Genomic DNA, 17601 nt, shown 5'->3' with positions numbered 1-17601 from the left:
ATGACTACCCTGAGCTGGATTCGTGGCGTTAACGGCACCCTGGGCCACCTGGTCCCCGAGCACATTGCCGGCAAGATGCGCCGCGCCTTCATGACGCCGCGCAGCCTGCCGCCGCGGCAATGGGAGCTGCCGCTGCTGGCCAGTGCCGAACGCATCACCCTGCGCTTCGGGCTGTCTGCGCTGCGTTGGGGGCAGGGCCCGACCGTGCTGTTGATGCACGGGTGGGAAGGGCGCCCCACGCAGTTTGCTGCGCTGATCGAAACGCTGGTAAAGGCAGGCCACACGGTGGTTTCACTGGATGGCCCTGCCCATGGGCGTTCACCCGGGCATCAGGCCAATGTGGTGCTGTTTGCCCGGGCGTTGCTGGAGGCGGCTGCCGAGTTGCCGCCGCTGCGGGCAGTCATCGGCCACTCCATGGGCGGTGCCAGCGTCATGCTGGCGCTGCAGATGGGCTTGCGTGCCGAGGCGGCGGTCAGCATCGCCGCGCCTGCGCAGTTGCAGGGGGTTATGCGTGGTTTTGCTCGGCGGCTGGGTATGCCGGCTCGAGCCAGGGTTGCGTTCATGCGCCAGGTCGAACGGGATATCGGTATGCAGATCGCACGCCTGGACGTCAGTGGCTATCAACTGGAATTGCCGGGGCTGGTGGTGCACGCTGCCGATGATGAGCTGGTGGCGGCCAACGAGGCCCAGCTGATTCACAAAGCCTGGTTTGACAGCCGCCTGTTGCTGCTGGAAGCAGGGGGCCACCAGCGGGTGCTGGCCGACCCGCGCCTGAGCGAGGCTGTGCTCGAATTGCTGGCCCGGGCCAGTGCACCCGCGCGGCAAAGTGCGTGAGCTTCCATTACACTCTGCCCGTTCATTGACATTGGGAGCGGGCATGAGCTGGGACCTGGCAACGCCATTCATCATCGACTTGCGTGTGGGCAGCGAGGACATCGACGGCCTCGGTCACGCCAATAACGCGGTCTACGTCACCTGGCTGGAACGCTGCGCCTGGCGCCATTCCCAGCGCCTGGGGCTGGACCTGGCCGAATACCGCCGGCTGGACCGCGCCATGGCGGTGGTGCGCCATGAAATCGACTACCTGGCCGCCGCCTACGAAGATGACGAGCTGCAGTTGGCCACCTGGATCATCGACTGGGACCAACGCCTGCGCATGACCCGGCGCTTTCAGCTCAAACGCCCACGTGACGGGGTGACGCTGTTGCGCGCGCAAACCACCTTTGCCTGTATCGAGCTGTCCAGCGGCAAGCCCAAGCGCATGCCGGCCGAATTCCTCGACGGTTACGGCCCGGCGCTGATCGGTGCCTGAAACGGCCCTTTTTTTTGCTAGACTGCCGCCTTTTCGCACCGAGACCCCAACATGCAAATTGCCCTGGCCCCCATGGAGGGGCTGGTCGACAACATCCTGCGCGACGTCCTGACCCGGGTGGGCGGCATCGATTGGTGCGTCACCGAGTTCATCCGCGTGTGCGACCGGCTGCTGCCAGCGTCGTCGTTCGACAAACTCGCGCCTGAGCTGCGCCACGGCGCTCGCACCGCCGCCGGTGTGCCCATGCGTGTGCAGTTGCTGGGCTCGGACCCGGTATGCCTGGCCGAAAACGCCGCTCTGGCCTGCGAGCTGGGGGCGCCGGTGATCGACCTGAACTTCGGCTGCCCGGCCAAGACCGTGAACAAGTCGCGGGGCGGGGCGGTGCTGCTCAAGGAGCCTGAGCTGTTGCATGCCATCGTGCGTGAAGTGCGCCGTGCGGTGCCTGCGCACATTCCGGTCACATCGAAAATGCGCCTGGGCTTCGACAGCCCGGACGGTGCGCTGGAATGCGCCACCGCGCTGGCCGAGGGCGGTTCGGCGCACCTGGTGGTGCATGCGCGCACCAAGGTCGAGGGCTACAAGCCGCCGGCCCACTGGGAGTGGGTGGCACGGGTGCAGGATGTGGTCCGCGTGCCGGTGTTCGCCAATGGTGAAATCTGGACGGTCGATGACTGGCGGCGCTGCCGGGAGGTTAGCGGGGCAGAGGACATCATGCTGGGGCGTGGCCTGGTGTCGCGACCCGATCTGGCCCTGCAAATTGCTGCCGCACGGGATGGGCGTGAGTATCAGCCGATGAGCTGGGATGACCTGCTGCCCCTGTTGCGCGAGTTCTGGCGCCAGGCCCAGGCCAAACTGTCGCCGCGCTATGCGCCGGGGCGGATGAAGCAGTGGCTGGCAATGCTGACCCGCAGTTACCCGGAGGCGGTGGTGTTGTTTGCCGAGCTGCGGCGTGAGGATGATTGCGCGCGGATCAGCCGGTTGCTGGGGGTTGAGGCTGCTGCTTTCGAAGCTTGTGTTGCCTGAGCCGGCTTAATCGCGGATAAATCCGCTCCTACAAGGGCCGCGCCCCCCCTGTAGGAGCGGATTCACCGAGACGTCGGACCGCCGCGAAGGGCCATCAAATTTTTACACTGTCCCCTTGAAAGCGTTCCCCTCGACCCTATCTCTTGAGTACGCGATGCCGAAGTCGGGTCGCGCAATGACTTACTTGCTGAATCTCAGGAGTTAATGACCATGACCAGCGCTTTCTCTCTCGCTCCACTGTTCCGCCATTCCGTTGGCTTCGACCGTTTCAACGACCTGTTCGAGTCCGCGGCACGCAACGAAGCGGGTAGCAGCTACCCTCCCTACAACGTTGAAAAACATGGCGATGACCACTACCGCATCGTGGTTGCCGCAGCCGGTTTCCAGGAGCAGGACCTCGATTTGCAGGTCGAAAAAGGCGTCCTGACCGTTATCGGTGGCAAGCGCGAAAACGGCGCCGCTGAAGTGACCTATCTGCATCAGGGCATTGCCCAGCGCGCCTTCAAACTGTCGTTCCGCCTGGCTGACCATATCGAGGTCAAGTCGGCGGGCCTGGCCAACGGCCTGCTCAGCATCGACCTGCTGCGCATCGTGCCGGAAGAAGCCAAGGCCAAGCGCATCCCGATCAATGGCGACAAGCCAGCGCTGAACTGAGTTCGGCGGGATGACAAAAAGGGCACCTTCGGGTGCCCTTTTTCGTGGGTCAGTAATCCGCTGGCGCCTCCAGCAGCATCTGCCGAAACTCCGGCAACGGCAGCGGCCGGCTGTGCAGATAGCCCTGATACAAGTGGCAACCGAGCAACTCCAGAAACGCCAGTTGCTCACTCAACTCCACCCCTTCGGCAATCACCGCCAGGTCCAGGCTGCGCGCCATGGCCACGATGGCCCGTACGATTTCGGCGTCGTTAGGGTCAATCGGCGCATCGCGCACGAAGGTCTGGTCGATTTTCAGCGCATCCACTGGCAGGCGCTTGAGGTAGGTGAGTGATGAATAGCCGGTGCCGAAGTCGTCCATTGCAAAAGTCACGCCGTAGCGCTTGAGTTCACGCATCTTGCTGATGGTGTCTTCAAGGTTCTGGATCACGATGCCTTCGGTGATCTCCAGCTTGAGCATGTGCCGAGGCAAGCGGTAATCGTCCAGGCTGCGCAGCACCCGTTCCACAAAATCATTCTGGCGAAATTGCCTTGGGCTGATGTTCACGCACAGGCTGAAGTCGTCGGCGTCAATCAGCCCGTCTTCGAGCATGCGCGCACAGGCATCGCAGGCTTCGTCGAGAATCCAGCTGCCAACTTCCAGGATCAGGCCGCTTTCTTCCAGCACCTGAATAAACTGCGACGGCGGTTGCTGGCCCAGCAGTGGGTGATGCCAGCGCAGCAGCACTTCGGCCCCCACAATGCGGTTGTCGCGGGCATCCACCTGGGGCTGGAAGTGCAGGGCCAGTTCGCCGCGGGCCAAGGCCAGGCGCAGGTCGTTTTCCATGCGCAGGCGCTCGCTGGCGGCCTTTTGCATGGTGGTGTGGAACAATTGGGTGGTGTTGCGCCCGGAATCCTTGGCCCGGTACAGGGCAATATCGGCGCGCTTGAGCAGGTCGGCCGGGGTGGCGCCGTGGTCGGGGATCAGCGCCACGCCAATGCTCGGTGTTACCTGCAGGCGCTGGCCATCCAGCGACATCGGTTCGGCCAGCAGCTCGCGCAGGGTGTCGGCCAGCTCTCGCACTTTGCTCTCCACCGACTCGCGGCTGCCATCCAGGCCACTGATCAGCACCACGAACTCGTCGCCGCCCAGGCGCGCCACGGTGTCCTCCAGGCGCACGCTGGCCTCCAGGCGGGCAGTGACGATCTTCAGCACGGTGTCACCCACCGGGTGGCCGAGGGAGTCGTTGATGTGTTTGAAGTGGTCCAAGTCCAGGAACAGCAAAGCGCCGCGAAGGTTGTGCCGGCGCAGCAAGGCGATTTGCTGGCTCAGGCGGTCCATCAGCAGGGCGCGGTTAGGCAGGTTGGTCAGTGGGTCGTGGTAGGCCAGGTGGCGGATTTGTGCCTGGGCGTTCTTCAACAGGCTGACATCGCGTGCGTTAAGCAGCAGGCAGTCGACCTCGTTGAGGCTGATCGGCTCCACCGACACTTCCACGGTGAGAATGTCGCCCCGCTTGTTGCGCCCGAGCATTTCCCGGTGGTGCACGCGGCCGCGCTCCTTCAGCTCGGTGAGCAGGGCGGCGCGCTGTTTGTCGTCGGCCCAGATGCCGATCTCGTACACCGTCTGGCCTACCACCTCTTCCGGGCTATAGCCGGTCAGCCGGCAGAAACCATCGTTCACTTCCAGGTACCGGCCGCTCTGGCGCTCGGTGATGGTGATGGCGTCGGGGCTTGAGTGAAAGGCCTTGGCAAACTTTTCTTCGCTGGATTTCAGTGCGGCCTCGGCCCGCTGCTGCTGGGTAATGTCGCGCAGGGTGGTGACGCTGCAGGCCTGGTTGTCGACGGTGATCAACCGGCTGGAAATCACGCAGGTCAACGGCGTGCCGTCGCGGTGGTTGACCACCACGGCGACATTGCTCAGCGCTTGCTCGCGGATTACCCGCTCGATGCGCCGGGCCCGCTCGATCGATTCGGCCCACAGGCCGATTTGCTCGGCGGTGCGGCCAATCACCTGGTCGGCTTCCCAGCCAAAGGTCTGGGTAAAAGCCGGGTTCACCTCGATGAACTGGCCGGTGTCCTGGTGGGTGACGCAGATCGGGTCGGGGCTGACCTGGAACAGGCTGGCGAACTTCTCTTCCGAAGCGCTCAGGCGCAGTTCGCGCTCGACTTGCTCGGTGATGTCGAGCAGGGTGCCGGCCATGCGCAGCGGGTTGCCGTGTTCGTCGCGATACAGCCGTGCGCGGCTCTCGATGTAGCGCGAGGCGCCGTTTTCCAGCTGCACGCGGTAGGTGATCTGGTAATTGCCGGCCGGGCCTTCGCGCAGGCTGCGGTAGGCATGGCGCATCGTGTCCCGCTCATCTTCCGGCACCCCTTCGAAAAAGGCGTCGAACGACTCATGGAACGGCACCGGGTCCAGGCCGTGCAATTGCGCGGCGCGGGCCGAGCCATAGAGCATGCCGCTGGGGATGTGCCAGTCCCAGGTGCCTAGCTGCGCGGAGTCCAGGGCCAGGTCCAGGCGTTCCTGGCTGTCCTTGAGTGCCTGTTCGGCGCGTTTGCGCTCGGTGGTGTCGACGAACGTGCTCAGCAGGAAGGTTACCCCCTCCAGTTCGATGCCTTGGGTGCACAGGATGCCGTCGTGGATTTTGCCGGTGCTGGCACGGAACTGCACTTCAATCGGTAATGGTCCGCCATTGGCGCGGGTGGCATCGATGATCTGGAGGCGCTGCTCGGGGTTGACCCACAACCCCAGCTCCAGGCTGGTCTTGCCGATCACCTGGCTGCCGGGCCAGCCGAACATGTCTTCGAAGTGCTGGTTGACCTCGAAAATCATGCCGTCACTGCGGCGGGTCAGCAGGATGGCGTTCGGGCTCAGGTGGAACAGCGTGGCAAAGCGCTTTTCCGAGTTGATCAGCGCCGTTTCGCGCTCGCGCTGGCGGGTGATTTCCCGGATGACCCCAATCATCTGCCTGCGGCCGTGGAGGTCGTAGGTCAGGCTGCCGTTGATTTCCAGCCAGTGCAACGTGCCGTCCGGCCAGCGAATGCGATGGCGCATGGCTTTTTCCACCGGTTCGCCATTGACCACCGCCTGAAACAGCTGGCGAGTGCGGGCACGGTCCTCTTCGGGCAGCAAGTCGAGGTAATCGACCGCATTGGGCAGGGGGCGCTGCGGGTCGAAGCCGAACAGTGCCTGGGTGCCGCGTGACCAGCTGACCCGGCCACTCTCGATGTCCCATAGCCAAGCCCCCAGGCGCGCGCCGTTGAGCGCGGCGAGCAGCTGCGGGGCGTTCTGCCAGGCCTGTTCCGACTCCTGGGGATCAGCCGCAGGGATACGCGGCAGGCGCGGAAAGCGGTTTGCTGATTTGGGCATTGGTACCAGACCTTTGGCGTTTGACGCGTCCTTGAAGTGGAAATGCCGGGCTGACGACCGGTCAGGCGGACCCCGCGTGCCCGTCGAGCAGGGCCATGAAGGCCCGGGCCGCGTTCGAAAGCGTTCGCTCCGTGTGCAAAATGTAGCCTAGCTGGCGCGACAGCTGTATGCCGGGTAAAGCGATGGGTGCAACTTGCTCATCCAGCATGGTGCGTGGCAAAACGCTCCAGGCAAGGCCAATGGACACCATCATCTTGATGGTTTCCAGGTAGTTGGTGCTCATGGCGATGTTCGGCGTCAGCCCCTGGCTTTCGAACAGGCGTTGCACAATGTGGTGGGTAAAGGTGTTCCCGCCCGGGAAAACTGCCGGATGGCGGGCAACATCGGCCAAATTGACCTCACCGTTGCTGGCCAGCGGGTGCTCCGGAGCGGCCACGAAGTCCAGGGCGTCGTCCCATACCGGTACGGCCTTGACCAGGTGGTGGGGCTCTGGCGCCAGGGTGATGACCGCGATTTCAGCGCGGCCATGGAGAATTTCGTCGTAGGCCGCTTCTGAATCCATGAACTGAATATCCAGCGCCACCGCCGGAAATTGTCGGGTGAATGCCCGTAAAAGCGGGGGCAGGCGGTGCAAGCCGATGTGGTGACTGGTGGCGAGGGTCAGCCGACCGCTCACCTCCCCGGTCAAGTTGGTGAGTGCACGTCGGGTATCATCGAGTACGTTGAGGATCTGATAGGCACGGGGCAGCAATGCCCGGCCGGCCTCGGTCAGCGTTACCTCGCGGCCCAGGCGGTCGAACAGGCGCACATCCAGTTGCTGCTCAAGGCCGGCAATGCGTTTGCTGATGGCGGGTTGGGTCAGGTGCAGGCGCTCACCGGCGCCGGAAAAGCTTCCCGTCTCAGCAATGGCTATGAAGGCGCTAAGGTTGGCCAGGTCCATCTTTCGAATTCCTGATGGTTATGCAAAGCATGAAAATTATGAATTTGAGTTATTCAATCTATCGCCATAGCATCGTCCGTACAAGCCAAGGGGTCTTTGGCATAGAAAGACGCTGATGAGGAACAGTCTGATGGCTGGCAAAACGCTTTACGACAAACTCTGGGAAGCCCACGAGGTCAAGCGCCGTGATGACGGCTCGTCCTTGATCTACATCGACCGGCATATCATTCACGAAGTGACGTCGCCACAGGCCTTCGAAGGCCTGCGTCTGGCCAGCCGCAAGCCGTGGCGCATCGATGCCAACATCGCTACCCCGGACCACAACGTGCCGACCACGCCAGAGCGCAAGGGCGGTATCGAGGCCATCGCCGACCAGGTGTCGCGCCTTCAGGTGCAAACCCTTGATGAAAACTGTGACGAATACGGCATCGTCGAATTCAAGATGAACGACGTGCGCCAGGGCATCGTCCACGTCATCAGCCCGGAGCAGGGTGCCACCTTGCCGGGCATGACAGTGGTCTGCGGCGACTCGCACACTTCCACCCACGGCGCTTTCGGCGCCTTGGCCCACGGCATCGGCACCTCCGAGGTCGAGCATGTGCTCGCCACCCAGTGCCTGGTCGCCAAAAAGATGAAGAACATGCTGGTGCGCGTGGAAGGCAAATTGCCTGCCGGTGTCACCGCCAAGGACATCGTCCTCGCCGTTATCGGCAAGATCGGTACCGCCGGTGGCAATGGCCATGCCATGGAATTCGCGGGCAGTGCCATCCGTGAGTTGTCGATGGAAGGCCGCATGACCATCTGCAACATGTCCATTGAGGCCGGTGCCCGTGTGGGCCTGGTGGCCACTGACGCCACCACCGTTGCCTACGTAGAAGGCCGCCCGTACGCGCCAAAAGGCGAGCAGTGGGAGCGTGCCGTCGAATCGTGGAAAGACCTGGTGTCCGATGATGATGCGGTGTTCGACACCGTGGTCGAGCTTGACGCCGCCGATATCAAGCCGCAGGTCAGCTGGGGTACTTCGCCAGAGATGGTTCTGGCTGTCGACCAGCGTGTGCCGGACCCGGCCGCCGAGGCCGACCTGGTAAAGCGTGGCTCGATCGAGCGCGCTTTGAAGTACATGGGCTTGAGCGCCAACCAAGCCATCACCGATATCTTCCTGGACCGCGTGTTCATCGGCTCGTGCACCAACTCGCGCATCGAAGACCTGCGTGCTGCCGCCGAAATTGCCAAGGGCCGCAAGGTTGCCGCCACCGTCAAGCAGGCCATCGTCGTGCCGGGTTCGGGCCTGGTGAAGGCTCAGGCCGAGCGTGAAGGCCTGGACAAGATCTTCCTCGAGGCCGGTTTTGAATGGCGTGAGCCGGGCTGCTCGATGTGCCTGGCGATGAACCCGGACCGCCTGGAAAGCGGCGAGCACTGCGCGTCCACCTCCAACCGCAACTTCGAAGGCCGTCAGGGCGCCGGTGGCCGTACCCACCTGGTCAGCCCGGCCATGGCCGCCGCCGCCGCGGTGACCGGCCACTTCATCGATGTCCGCGAGTTGATCCAAGGGAGCGCAGCATGAAAGCCTTTACCCAGCACACTGGCCTCGTTGCCCCGTTGGACCGTGCCAACGTCGATACCGACCAGATCATCCCCAAGCAGTTTTTGAAATCGATCAAGCGTACCGGCTTTGGCCCTAACCTGTTCGACGAGTGGCGCTACCTGGACGTGGGCCAGCCCTACCAGGACAACAGCAAGCGCCCGCTGAACAAGGAGTTCGTGCTCAACCACGAGCGCTATCAAGGTGCCAGCGTGTTGCTGGCGCGTGAAAACTTCGGTTGCGGTTCCAGCCGTGAGCACGCCCCGTGGGCGCTGGACGAATACGGCTTCCGCAGCGTGATCGCGCCGAGCTTTGCCGACATTTTCTTCAACAACAGCTTCAAGAACGGCCTGTTGCCGATCATCTTGAGCGACGAAGAGGTCGACGAGCTGTTCAAGCAAGTCGAAGCCAACCCTGGCTACCAGCTCACCGTCGACCTGCAGGCCCAGGCGGTGACCCGCCCGGACGGCAAGGTGCTGCACTTCGAGATCGATGCGTTCCGCAAGCACTGCCTGCTCAACGGCCTGGACGATATCGGCCTGACCTTGCAGGACAGTGATTCGATCAAGGCGTTTGAGCAGAAGCACCGAGCCGCGCAGCCCTGGTTGTTTCGGGATGCCTGAGTGATATAGCCGGCACTTGCAGTGCCTGTGCCGGCCTCATCGCGGATGAATCCGCTCCTACAGGTAACGTGCGGTCCTTGTAGGAGCGGATTTATCCGCGATGAGGCCGGCAAAGGCAACACACCACCCAAGGATAGATACCCATGACCAGCACCCCCCACACCGACGTGGTCCAACGCCAGTTCGGCGAACAGGCCAGCGCCTACCTCAGCAGCGCCGTGCACGCCCAAGGCAGCGAATTCGCCCTGCTACAGGCTGCGCTGGCGGGGCAGGGTAGCGCCCGCGTGCTGGACTTGGGTTGCGGCGCCGGCCATGTCAGCTTCCACGTCGCCCCCTTGGTTGCCGAAGTGGTCGCCTACGACCTGTCACAATCGATGCTCGATGTGGTCGCCGCTGCCGCTGCCGAGCGTGGGCTCGGCAACATCACCACCGAATGTGGCGCCGCCGAGCGCCTGCCGTTCGGCGATGCGTCGTTCGATTTCGTGTTCAGCCGTTATTCGGCGCACCACTGGAGCGACCTGGGCCTGGCCTTGCGCGAAGTGCGCCGGGTGCTCAAGCCGGGCGGCGTGGCGGCATTCATCGATGTGATGTCACCCGGCAGCCCGCTGCTGGACACCTATTTGCAAACCGCGGAAGTGCTGCGCGACACCAGCCACGTCCGTGATTATTCCGTCGCCGAATGGCAGCGCCACGTCAGTGAGGCCGGCCTGCACGTGACCAGCCATACCCGTCAGCGCCTGCGCCTGGAGTGGCAGTCGTGGGTCGAGCGCATGCGCACTCCCGAGCCGCTGCGCGTGGCGATCCGCCAATTGCAGCAAGCCATGGGCGAAGAAGTGCGGCAGTATTACCAGATTGAGGCCGACGGCTCATTCAGCACCGATGTTCTGGTGTTGTGGGCCGAGCGCTGAGTATTGTTCGGTGTGGCCCGCTTGGCCGCGCCGCTTGAATGGATAGAGGAACGCATGAGCAAGCAGATTCTGATTCTCCCAGGTGACGGCATTGGCCCGGAAATCATGGCCGAAGCGGTCAAAGTGCTGGAGTTGGCCAACGACAAGTACCAACTCGGTTTCAGCCTGGCGCACGATGTGATCGGCGGCGCCGCCATCGACAAGCACGGCGTGCCGCTGGCTGACGAAACCCTCGAGCGTGCCCGCCAGGCCGACGCCGTACTGCTGGGCGCCGTGGGCGGCCCGAAGTGGGACAAGATCGAGCGTGACATCCGCCCTGAGCGCGGCCTGCTGAAGATTCGTTCGCAACTGGGCCTGTTCGCCAACCTGCGCCCGGCCATCCTCTACCCGCAACTGGCTGACGCTTCGTCGCTGAAACCGGAAATCGTCGCGGGCCTGGATATCCTGATCGTGCGCGAGCTGACCGGCGGCATCTACTTCGGTGCCCCGCGCGGCCAGCGCGAACTCGAAGGCGGCGAGCGCCAGGCCTACGACACCCTGCCTTACAGCGAAAGCGAAGTGCGCCGCATTGCCCGTGTCGGCTTCGACATGGCCCGCGTGCGCGGCAAAAAACTGTGCTCGGTGGACAAGGCCAACGTACTGGCATCCAGCCAGCTGTGGCGCGAAGTGGTTGAAGAAGTGGCCAAGGACTACCCGGACGTCGAACTGAGCCACATGTACGTCGACAACGCCGCCATGCAGCTGGTGCGCGCACCCAAGCAGTTCGACGTGGTCGTGACCGACAACATGTTCGGTGACATCCTGTCGGATGAAGCTTCCATGCTCACCGGCTCCATCGGCATGCTGCCTTCGGCCTCGCTGGACGCCAACAACAAGGGCATGTACGAGCCTTGCCACGGTTCGGCTCCGGACATCGCAGGCCAGGGCATCGCCAACCCGCTGGCGACCATCCTGTCGGTGTCGATGATGCTGCGTTACAGCTTCAACCAGCAGGTTGCCGCCGACGCCATCGAGAAGGCCGTCAGCCTGGTGCTGGACCAAGGGCTGCGTACCGGCGACATCTGGTCGGCCGGTTGTAACAAAGTTGGCACGCAGGAAATGGGCGACGCAGTAGTCGCAGCGCTGCGGAATCTGTAATCTCTCTGGCCCGCTACCAAAACTTCCCGGTGGCGGCCCACTTTTAGCAAAGGTGTAGTTGCGATGAAACGTGTAGGTCTGATCGGTTGGCGCGGTATGGTCGGTTCCGTGCTCATGCAGCGGATGCTGGAGGAGCAGGACTTCGACCTTATCGAACCGGTGTTCTTCACCACCTCCAATGTCGGTGGCCAAGGTCCGAGCGTGGGCAAGGAAATTGCTCCCCTCAAGGACGCTTATTCGATTGAAGAGCTCAAGACCCTCGACGTGATCCTGACCTGCCAGGGCGGCGACTACACCAACGAGGTGTTCCCGAAGCTGCGCGAAGCCGGCTGGCAGGGTTACTGGATCGACGCCGCCTCGTCCCTGCGCATGCAGGATGACGCGGTAATCGTGCTGGACCCGGTCAACCGCAAGGTGATCGACCAGCAGCTCGATGCCGGTACCAAGAACTACATCGGCGGCAACTGCACCGTCAGCCTGATGCTGATGGGCTTGGGCGGCCTGTTCGAAGCCGGCCTGGTCGAGTGGATGAGTGCCATGACCTACCAGGCGGCCTCGGGTGCCGGCGCGCAGAACATGCGCGAGCTGATCAAGCAGATGGGCGCTACCCACGCTGCCGTGGCAGATGACCTGGCCAACCCTGCCAGCGCCATCCTCGACATCGACCGCAAGGTTGCCGAGGCCATGCGCAGCGAAGCCTACCCGACCGAAAACTTCGGCGTGCCGCTGGCCGGCAGCCTGATCCCGTGGATCGACAAGGAACTGCCGAACGGGCAGAGCCGTGAAGAGTGGAAGGCCCAGGCCGAAACCAACAAGATCCTCGGCCGCTTCAAGAGCCCGATCCCGGTTGACGGCATTTGCGTGCGCATTGGCGCCATGCGTTGCCACAGCCAGGCGCTGACCATCAAGCTGAACAAGGACGTGCCGCTGGCCGACATCGAAGGCATGATCAGCCAGCACAACCCATGGGTTAAGCTGGTGCCGAACCAGCGCGAAATCAGCATGCAGGAGCTGAGCCCGACCAACGTGACCGGCACCCTGAACATCCCGGTTGGCCGCCTGCGCAAACTGAACATGGGTTCGCAGTACCTGGGCGCGTTCACCGTGGGTGACCAGCTGCTGTGGGGCGCGGCCGAGCCGCTGCGCCGCATGCTGCGGATTCTGCTGGAGCGTTGATCGTTTCCGGTGGTTCCAGAAACCCGTGCTGGTGACAGCGCGGGTTTTTTTATACCTGTGCTGGCCTTATCGCGGATAAATCCGCTCCTACAGGGTATTCACATAATCTGTAGGAGCGGATTTATCCGCGATAGGGCCAGCACAGACAAACGCCTACAATCCAAGTAAAGTGCCGCCCCCCGCCGTTACAGCTAACAAGGATCCCCTCCATGACCACCCCCCTGGACATCGCCGTCGTCGGCGCCACCGGCAGCGTCGGTGAAACCCTCGTGCAGATCCTCGAAGAGCTGGCCTTCCCGGTCACGACCCTGCACCTGCTGGCCAGCATGGAGTCGGCGGGCAGCAGCGTGATGTTCGCCGGCAAGAAAATCAAAGTGCGTGAAGTGGACAGCTTCGACTTCGCGCAGGTCAAACTGGCCTTCTTCGCCGCCAACCCGGCCGTGAGCCGCAGTTTCGCCGACAAAGCCCAGCAGGCCGGTTGCACCGTGATCGACCTGTCCGGGGGGCTGGAGGACGCCGTCGCAATCGTGCCGGAGGCCAACGCTGCCACCCTCGCCAGCCTCAAGTTCCCGGCACGTATCGCCAGCCCATGCTCCGCCGCTGTGGCCCTGGCCGTGGCGCTGGCCCCGTTGCGCGAGCTGCTGGACATCGAGCGCATTCAAGTCATGGCCTCGCTGGCCGTTTCTGCCCAAGGCCGTGAAGCCGTCAACGAACTGGCCCGGCAAACGGCCGAGCTGCTCAACGCCCGCCCGCTGGAGCCGCGCTTCTTCGACCGCCAGGTCGCGTTCAACCTGTTGCCCCAGGTCGGCGCCATCGACGAGCAAGGCCACGGTGCCCTGGAGCGGCGGCTGGTGCATGAGTCGCGCACGCTGCTAGGCCTGCCAGCGTTGAAGATTTCTGCGACGTGCATTCAAGTGCCGGTGTTTTTCGGCGATAGCTTGAGTGTGGCCGTGCAGAGCCGTCGCCCGGTCGATTTGGCGGCGGTCAACCATGCGCTTGAAGCGGCCGAGAGCGTCGAACTGGTGGACCGTGATGATTATCCGACCCCTGTGGGTGACGCAGTTGGCCAAGACGTGGTCTATGTTGGTCGTGTGCGTCATGGAATTGATGAAGACCAGCAGCTAAACCTCTGGCTGACCACCGACAACCTGCGCAAGGGCGCGGCTCTCAACGCCGTGCAATTGGCGCAATTGTTGATTAAACACATGGCGTAAAAGATACTGGCGAGCACTTTTGTCCTACACCGCATGCGGTATTTGGGACGATTCATACAAGGGAAGAGGTCATGCTTCGAATTCGCAAACTGGTTTTGGCCATGGCGGCAGCGTCGGCGCTGTCGTCTGGCATGGCGAATGCCCTGGGGCTGGGTGAGCTGACACTGAAGTCGGCGCAGAATCAGCCGCTGGACGCCGAGATCGAATTGCTCGATGTGCGCGACCTCACCGCCACCGAAGTGGCGCCAAGCCTGGCGCCGCCGGAAGAGTTCAGCAAGGCCGGGGTGGAGTATCCGACGTACCTCGAAGACCTTACCTTTACCCCGGTGATCAACCCCAACGGCAAGAGCGTGCTGCGCGTGACCTCCAGCCAGCCGCTGCCCGGCACGGTGGTCAAGTTCCTGGTGCAGGTGATGTGGCCCCAAGGGCGGCTGCTGCGTGACTACAGCGTGTTGCTCGATCAGGCCAAGGCTCAAGGCCAACAGCCGGGCGCGGCTGGCGTTACCCCAGCGGTGAGTGCCGGCAGCTACACCACCAAGCGCCGCGACACCTTGTGGCAGATTGCCGCGCGCAATACCCAGGGTGGCGGTTCGGTGCAGCAGACCATGATCGCCATCCAGGCGCTGAACCCGGACGCTTTCATCGGCAACAACATCAACCAGTTGAAAGTTGGCCAGGTATTGCGCCTGCCCGATCAGCAACAGATCCAGAGCATCCCCCAGGGTGAGGCGAACCGCGAAGTGGCCGAGCAGTATGCGGCCTGGCGAGAAGGCCGCCGCCTCGGCCCGCGTGCGCGCCAGTTGGATGCCACCCGCCGTGGTGCCGCCGATGCCGCCCCCGACCGCATCACCCAGGGTGACAACCTGCGCCTGGTTACTCCGGGGCAGGGCGGTACAGGCAATGCCAAGGCGATCAGCGACAAGCTGGCCGTGGCCCAGGAAAGCCTGGACACCAGCCGCCGTGACAATGCCGAGCTCAAAAGCCAGGTGAGTGACCTGCAGAGCCAGATGGACAAGCTGGAACGCTTGATCCAGCTCAAGAACGACCAGTTGGCACGCCTTGAAGCCCAAGGGGCGGCGGGGGATGCCGCACCTGCGCCCGGCGCAGCCGTGCCGCCGGCCGATGGTGCTCAGCCAGCCCCGGCCGAGCCGGTGGTGGCGCCTGCGCCTGCTGCGGTCGATACCGCGCCGGGCACGGCCGCCGCAGCCGAGAAGCCGGGCGCGGTGGACGGATTGCTCGCCAACCCGGTTGCGTTGGGCCTGATCGCTGGTTCTGCCTTTCTGGTGCTGCTGCTGTTGCTGTTGCTACTGGCCCGCAAGCGCAAGGCCCAGCAGGAGGCTGAGAAGCACCTGCGCATGGCCCGCGCGCTGTCCGAGGAGGGCGACCGCAACCCTGACCTCGACCTGCCGCCAAGCAGCTTTGACGAGCTGGAAGTGTCTTCGCCGACAGTCACCCTGTCGCCGGCCGTTGTCGCCGCGTCTGCAGCAGCGGCCGTCGCAGCCGAAAAACCCGCGCCGGCGGTCGAAGCGCCGGAGCCTGTGCAGGACCCGAATGCCGCGCTCCTGGCCGAGGTCGATGAAAGCCTGGCCCGTGGCCGCCTGAACCACGCGGCCGACCTGCTGGAAACAGCCGTTGCAGCGCAGCCGGCGCACGATGGCCTGCGCCTGAAGCTGATGGACGTATACGCGCGCCAGGGCGACCACAGTGCGTTTGTCGACCAGGAACGCAAGCTGGCAACCACTGATGAGAACGTTCTGCAGGTCAATGGCCTGAAAGAGCGTTACCCGGCCATGCTCGGCGTTGCCGCAGCAGGTCTGGGTGCTGCCGCGTTGGCGGCTGAAATGGACGAGCAGTACGTTCAGGAGTTGTTGCAGGATCAGCCTGCTGAAGCGCCAGTGGCAGCCGTCGAGCCAGAGCCAGAGCCTGTAGCCCAGCCCGAACCGGAGCCGACACCGGAGCCGGAAGTCATTGCCGAAGCACCGTCGCCGGAAGAGAGCGACCTCGACAGCGCCTTCGACCTCAGCTTGGGTGATGATCTGCCGCTGGAAGACCCGCTCGACCCGCCGATGCTGGATGCGGCTGCGCTGATGGAGCCTGAGCCTGAAATCGTGCCCGAGCCGGTCTCGACCGTCGAGCTGGAAAGTGACGCGGATGCAGAGTTTGAAGCGATGCTGGCGCAGGCTCAGGTTGAGCCGCAAAGTGTCGATGATCTGGCTGATTTCGACCTCGATGTGGGCGAACCCGAAGCGCCTGCCGTAACCGATGAAGAACCGGTGGATGTGGCTGCCGAGCTGGCAGCCTTTGACGCCATGCCGGAATTCGACCCGATCTCCGAGCTGGAGCTGCCGGACGACTTCGACCTGTCGCTGTCGCTGGAAGATGACTCGCCGGCCGCCAAGAACTTCGCGTCTGAGCTGAGCGACGTCAACGCAGAGCTGGACAAGTTGTCGCAAAACCTTGAGTCGCCCTCCCTGGAGCAGCACTTCACGGCGGCCGATGCGGCTGCAGAGCCGGAGCCGCTGGACGACCTGGACTTCGACTTCTTCTCTGGCAGCGACGAAGTGGCCACCAAGCTCGACCTGGCACGTGCCTACATCGACATGGGCGACCACCAGGGCGCGCGGGACATCCTTGATGAAGTGGTCAAGGATGGCGATGACACTCAGCGTCAGGAAGCCGAAGAGATGCTCTCCCGGCTGGTTTGATGTTTGCTGTGCCGGCCCCTTCGCGGGTTTACCCGCGAAGGGGCCGTAACCGGTTCACACCCGTTATAATCCCCCGCAATCCCGTTCCACCCCACAGGTTCCCCGTTCTTGGACATCATCGACACCGCCTCCGAATCCGCCGCCGAAGGCTTCACCCGCATTGCTCTGGGCGTTGAGTACAAAGGCTCGCGCTACCGAGGCTGGCAGCGCCAGGCCAGTGGCGTGCCCAGTGTTCAGCAGGCCCTGGAAAAAGCCCTGTCGACCGTGGCCAACGAGCCGATCAGCGTCATCTGCGCGGGGCGCACCGACGCCGGGGTGCATGGCTGCGGCCAGATCGTCCACTTCGACACCCGCGCCGTGCGTGATGAGCGCGCCTGGACCCTGGGCACCAACTTCAACCTGCCACACGACATCAGTGTGGTCTGGTCACGGCCCATGCCGGCGGACTTTCACGCCCGTTTCAAGGCCTGCGCCCGGCGCTACCGCTATGTGATCTACAACGACCCGATCCGCCCCGCGCACCTGGCTGAAGAGGTCACCTGGAACCACCGCCCGCTGGATGTCGAACGCATGGCCGAGGCCGCGCAGTTCCTGCTGGGCACCCATGACTTCAGCGCCTTCCGCGCCAGCCAGTGCCAGGCCAAGTCGCCGATCAAGCACATCCACCACCTGCGGGTTACCCGCCACGGCCAGATGATCGTGCTGGACGTGCGTGCCACGGCGTTCTTGCACCACATGGTGCGCAACATTGCCGGGGTGCTGATGACCATCGGCGCCGGCGAGCGCCCCGCGACTTGGGCGCGTGACGTGCTGGAAGGGCGCAACCGCAGCGAAGGCGGTGTGACGGCGCACCCTTATGGCCTGTATCTGGTGCAGGTGGAATACCCCGAAGAGTACGCGCTGCCCAAGCGTTACATTGGCCCACACTTTCTCACCGGCTATGAGGCGTTGGCCGACTGACGGGCCAAATCGCTTTTGCTA

Annotated in this window: 14 protein-coding genes; 12 read left to right on the top strand and 2 right to left on the bottom strand. The window is 63.6% G+C overall.

Annotated features, from left to right (window positions below):
- The 4 genes from PVV54_RS18265 to PVV54_RS18250 all read left to right on the top strand — a co-directional run bounded on the left by PVV54_RS18265 (window position 1) and on the right by PVV54_RS18250 (window position 2989).
- Window positions 1-834 (top strand): alpha/beta fold hydrolase, encoded by an 834-nt coding sequence (locus PVV54_RS18265; RefSeq protein WP_274906601.1) that lies wholly within the window; start codon window positions 1-3, stop codon window positions 832-834.
- Between the two features lie 43 nt (window positions 835-877).
- Entirely contained in the window at window positions 878-1312 is a 435-nt protein-coding gene (locus tag PVV54_RS18260) for an acyl-CoA thioesterase (RefSeq protein ID WP_274906600.1), read from the top strand.
- Window positions 1313-1363: 51 nt separating this feature from the next.
- Window positions 1364-2335: a tRNA dihydrouridine synthase gene (locus PVV54_RS18255; protein WP_274906599.1), complete on the top strand. Its 972-nt coding sequence runs from the start codon at window positions 1364-1366 to the stop codon at window positions 2333-2335.
- 210 nt (window positions 2336-2545) lie between these two features.
- Window positions 2546-2989: an Hsp20 family protein gene (locus PVV54_RS18250; protein WP_016392971.1), complete on the top strand. Its 444-nt coding sequence runs from the start codon at window positions 2546-2548 to the stop codon at window positions 2987-2989.
- A gap of 49 nt (window positions 2990-3038) precedes the next feature.
- Here PVV54_RS18250 and PVV54_RS18245 read toward each other — a convergent pair whose 3' ends face one another.
- Together PVV54_RS18245 and PVV54_RS18240 are read right to left on the bottom strand one after the other, a co-directional pair.
- A complete protein-coding gene (locus tag PVV54_RS18245; protein ID WP_274906598.1) occupies window positions 3039-6335 on the bottom strand; it encodes a bifunctional diguanylate cyclase/phosphodiesterase in 3297 nt (1098 codons plus the stop codon).
- A gap of 61 nt (window positions 6336-6396) precedes the next feature.
- Entirely contained in the window at window positions 6397-7275 is an 879-nt protein-coding gene (locus PVV54_RS18240; RefSeq protein WP_274906597.1) for a LysR family transcriptional regulator, read from the bottom strand.
- Window positions 7276-7405: 130 nt separating this feature from the next.
- Between PVV54_RS18240 and leuC the strand changes: the two genes are divergently transcribed.
- The 8 genes from leuC to truA all read left to right on the top strand — a co-directional run bounded on the left by leuC (window position 7406) and on the right by truA (window position 17580).
- A complete protein-coding gene (gene leuC, locus PVV54_RS18235) occupies window positions 7406-8839 on the top strand; it encodes a 3-isopropylmalate dehydratase large subunit (RefSeq protein WP_274906596.1) in 1434 nt (477 codons plus the stop codon).
- Window positions 8836-9480, top strand: a complete 645-nt coding sequence (gene leuD, locus PVV54_RS18230; RefSeq protein WP_274906595.1) for a 3-isopropylmalate dehydratase small subunit — start codon at window positions 8836-8838, stop codon at window positions 9478-9480. Before leuC ends, leuD begins: the two co-directional genes overlap by 4 nt.
- Before the next feature lie 143 nt (window positions 9481-9623).
- Complete coding sequence (locus PVV54_RS18225; protein ID WP_274906594.1) at window positions 9624-10388, top strand: class I SAM-dependent methyltransferase; 765 nt, start codon at window positions 9624-9626, stop codon at window positions 10386-10388.
- A gap of 54 nt (window positions 10389-10442) precedes the next feature.
- A complete protein-coding gene (gene leuB / locus PVV54_RS18220; protein ID WP_274906593.1) occupies window positions 10443-11525 on the top strand; it encodes a 3-isopropylmalate dehydrogenase in 1083 nt (360 codons plus the stop codon).
- 63 nt (window positions 11526-11588) lie between these two features.
- Window positions 11589-12701: an aspartate-semialdehyde dehydrogenase gene (gene asd, locus PVV54_RS18215; RefSeq protein ID WP_274906592.1), complete on the top strand. Its 1113-nt coding sequence runs from the start codon at window positions 11589-11591 to the stop codon at window positions 12699-12701.
- Window positions 12702-12910: 209 nt separating this feature from the next.
- The gene (locus PVV54_RS18210) at window positions 12911-13915 is read left to right on the top strand and encodes an aspartate-semialdehyde dehydrogenase (RefSeq protein WP_274906591.1); all 1005 of its coding nucleotides are present in this window, start codon (window positions 12911-12913) and stop codon (window positions 13913-13915) included.
- Window positions 13916-13986: 71 nt separating this feature from the next.
- Window positions 13987-16620 (top strand): FimV/HubP family polar landmark protein, encoded by a 2634-nt coding sequence (locus PVV54_RS18205; RefSeq protein WP_274906590.1) that lies wholly within the window; start codon window positions 13987-13989, stop codon window positions 16618-16620.
- A gap of 108 nt (window positions 16621-16728) precedes the next feature.
- Window positions 16729-17580, top strand: a complete 852-nt coding sequence (gene truA, locus PVV54_RS18200) for a tRNA pseudouridine(38-40) synthase TruA (RefSeq protein ID WP_274906589.1) — start codon at window positions 16729-16731, stop codon at window positions 17578-17580.
- Window positions 17581-17601: the final 21 nt, after the last annotated feature.

It is taken from the genome of Pseudomonas sp. PSKL.D1 (assembly GCF_028898945.1).
Taxonomy (GTDB): Bacteria; Pseudomonadota; Gammaproteobacteria; order Pseudomonadales; family Pseudomonadaceae; genus Aquipseudomonas.
Note: the sequence above shows the minus strand (reverse complement) of the source record. Positions and strands in the feature narration are given on the sequence as shown.

Coding starts and splice junctions, on each gene's coding strand:
- PVV54_RS18265 (WP_274906601.1), top strand. CDS start 1: ATGACTACCCTGAGCTGGATTCGTGGCGTTAACGGCACCCTGGGCCAC.
- PVV54_RS18260 (WP_274906600.1), top strand. CDS start 878: ATGAGCTGGGACCTGGCAACGCCATTCATCATCGACTTGCGTGTGGGC.
- PVV54_RS18255 (WP_274906599.1), top strand. CDS start 1,364: ATGCAAATTGCCCTGGCCCCCATGGAGGGGCTGGTCGACAACATCCTG.
- PVV54_RS18250 (WP_016392971.1), top strand. CDS start 2,546: ATGACCAGCGCTTTCTCTCTCGCTCCACTGTTCCGCCATTCCGTTGGC.
- PVV54_RS18245 (WP_274906598.1), bottom strand. CDS start 6,335: ATGCCCAAATCAGCAAACCGCTTTCCGCGCCTGCCGCGTATCCCTGCG.
- PVV54_RS18240 (WP_274906597.1), bottom strand. CDS start 7,275: ATGGACCTGGCCAACCTTAGCGCCTTCATAGCCATTGCTGAGACGGGA.
- leuC (WP_274906596.1), top strand. CDS start 7,406: ATGGCTGGCAAAACGCTTTACGACAAACTCTGGGAAGCCCACGAGGTC.
- leuD (WP_274906595.1), top strand. CDS start 8,836: ATGAAAGCCTTTACCCAGCACACTGGCCTCGTTGCCCCGTTGGACCGT.
- PVV54_RS18225 (WP_274906594.1), top strand. CDS start 9,624: ATGACCAGCACCCCCCACACCGACGTGGTCCAACGCCAGTTCGGCGAA.
- leuB (WP_274906593.1), top strand. CDS start 10,443: ATGAGCAAGCAGATTCTGATTCTCCCAGGTGACGGCATTGGCCCGGAA.
- asd (WP_274906592.1), top strand. CDS start 11,589: ATGAAACGTGTAGGTCTGATCGGTTGGCGCGGTATGGTCGGTTCCGTG.
- PVV54_RS18210 (WP_274906591.1), top strand. CDS start 12,911: ATGACCACCCCCCTGGACATCGCCGTCGTCGGCGCCACCGGCAGCGTC.
- PVV54_RS18205 (WP_274906590.1), top strand. CDS start 13,987: ATGCTTCGAATTCGCAAACTGGTTTTGGCCATGGCGGCAGCGTCGGCG.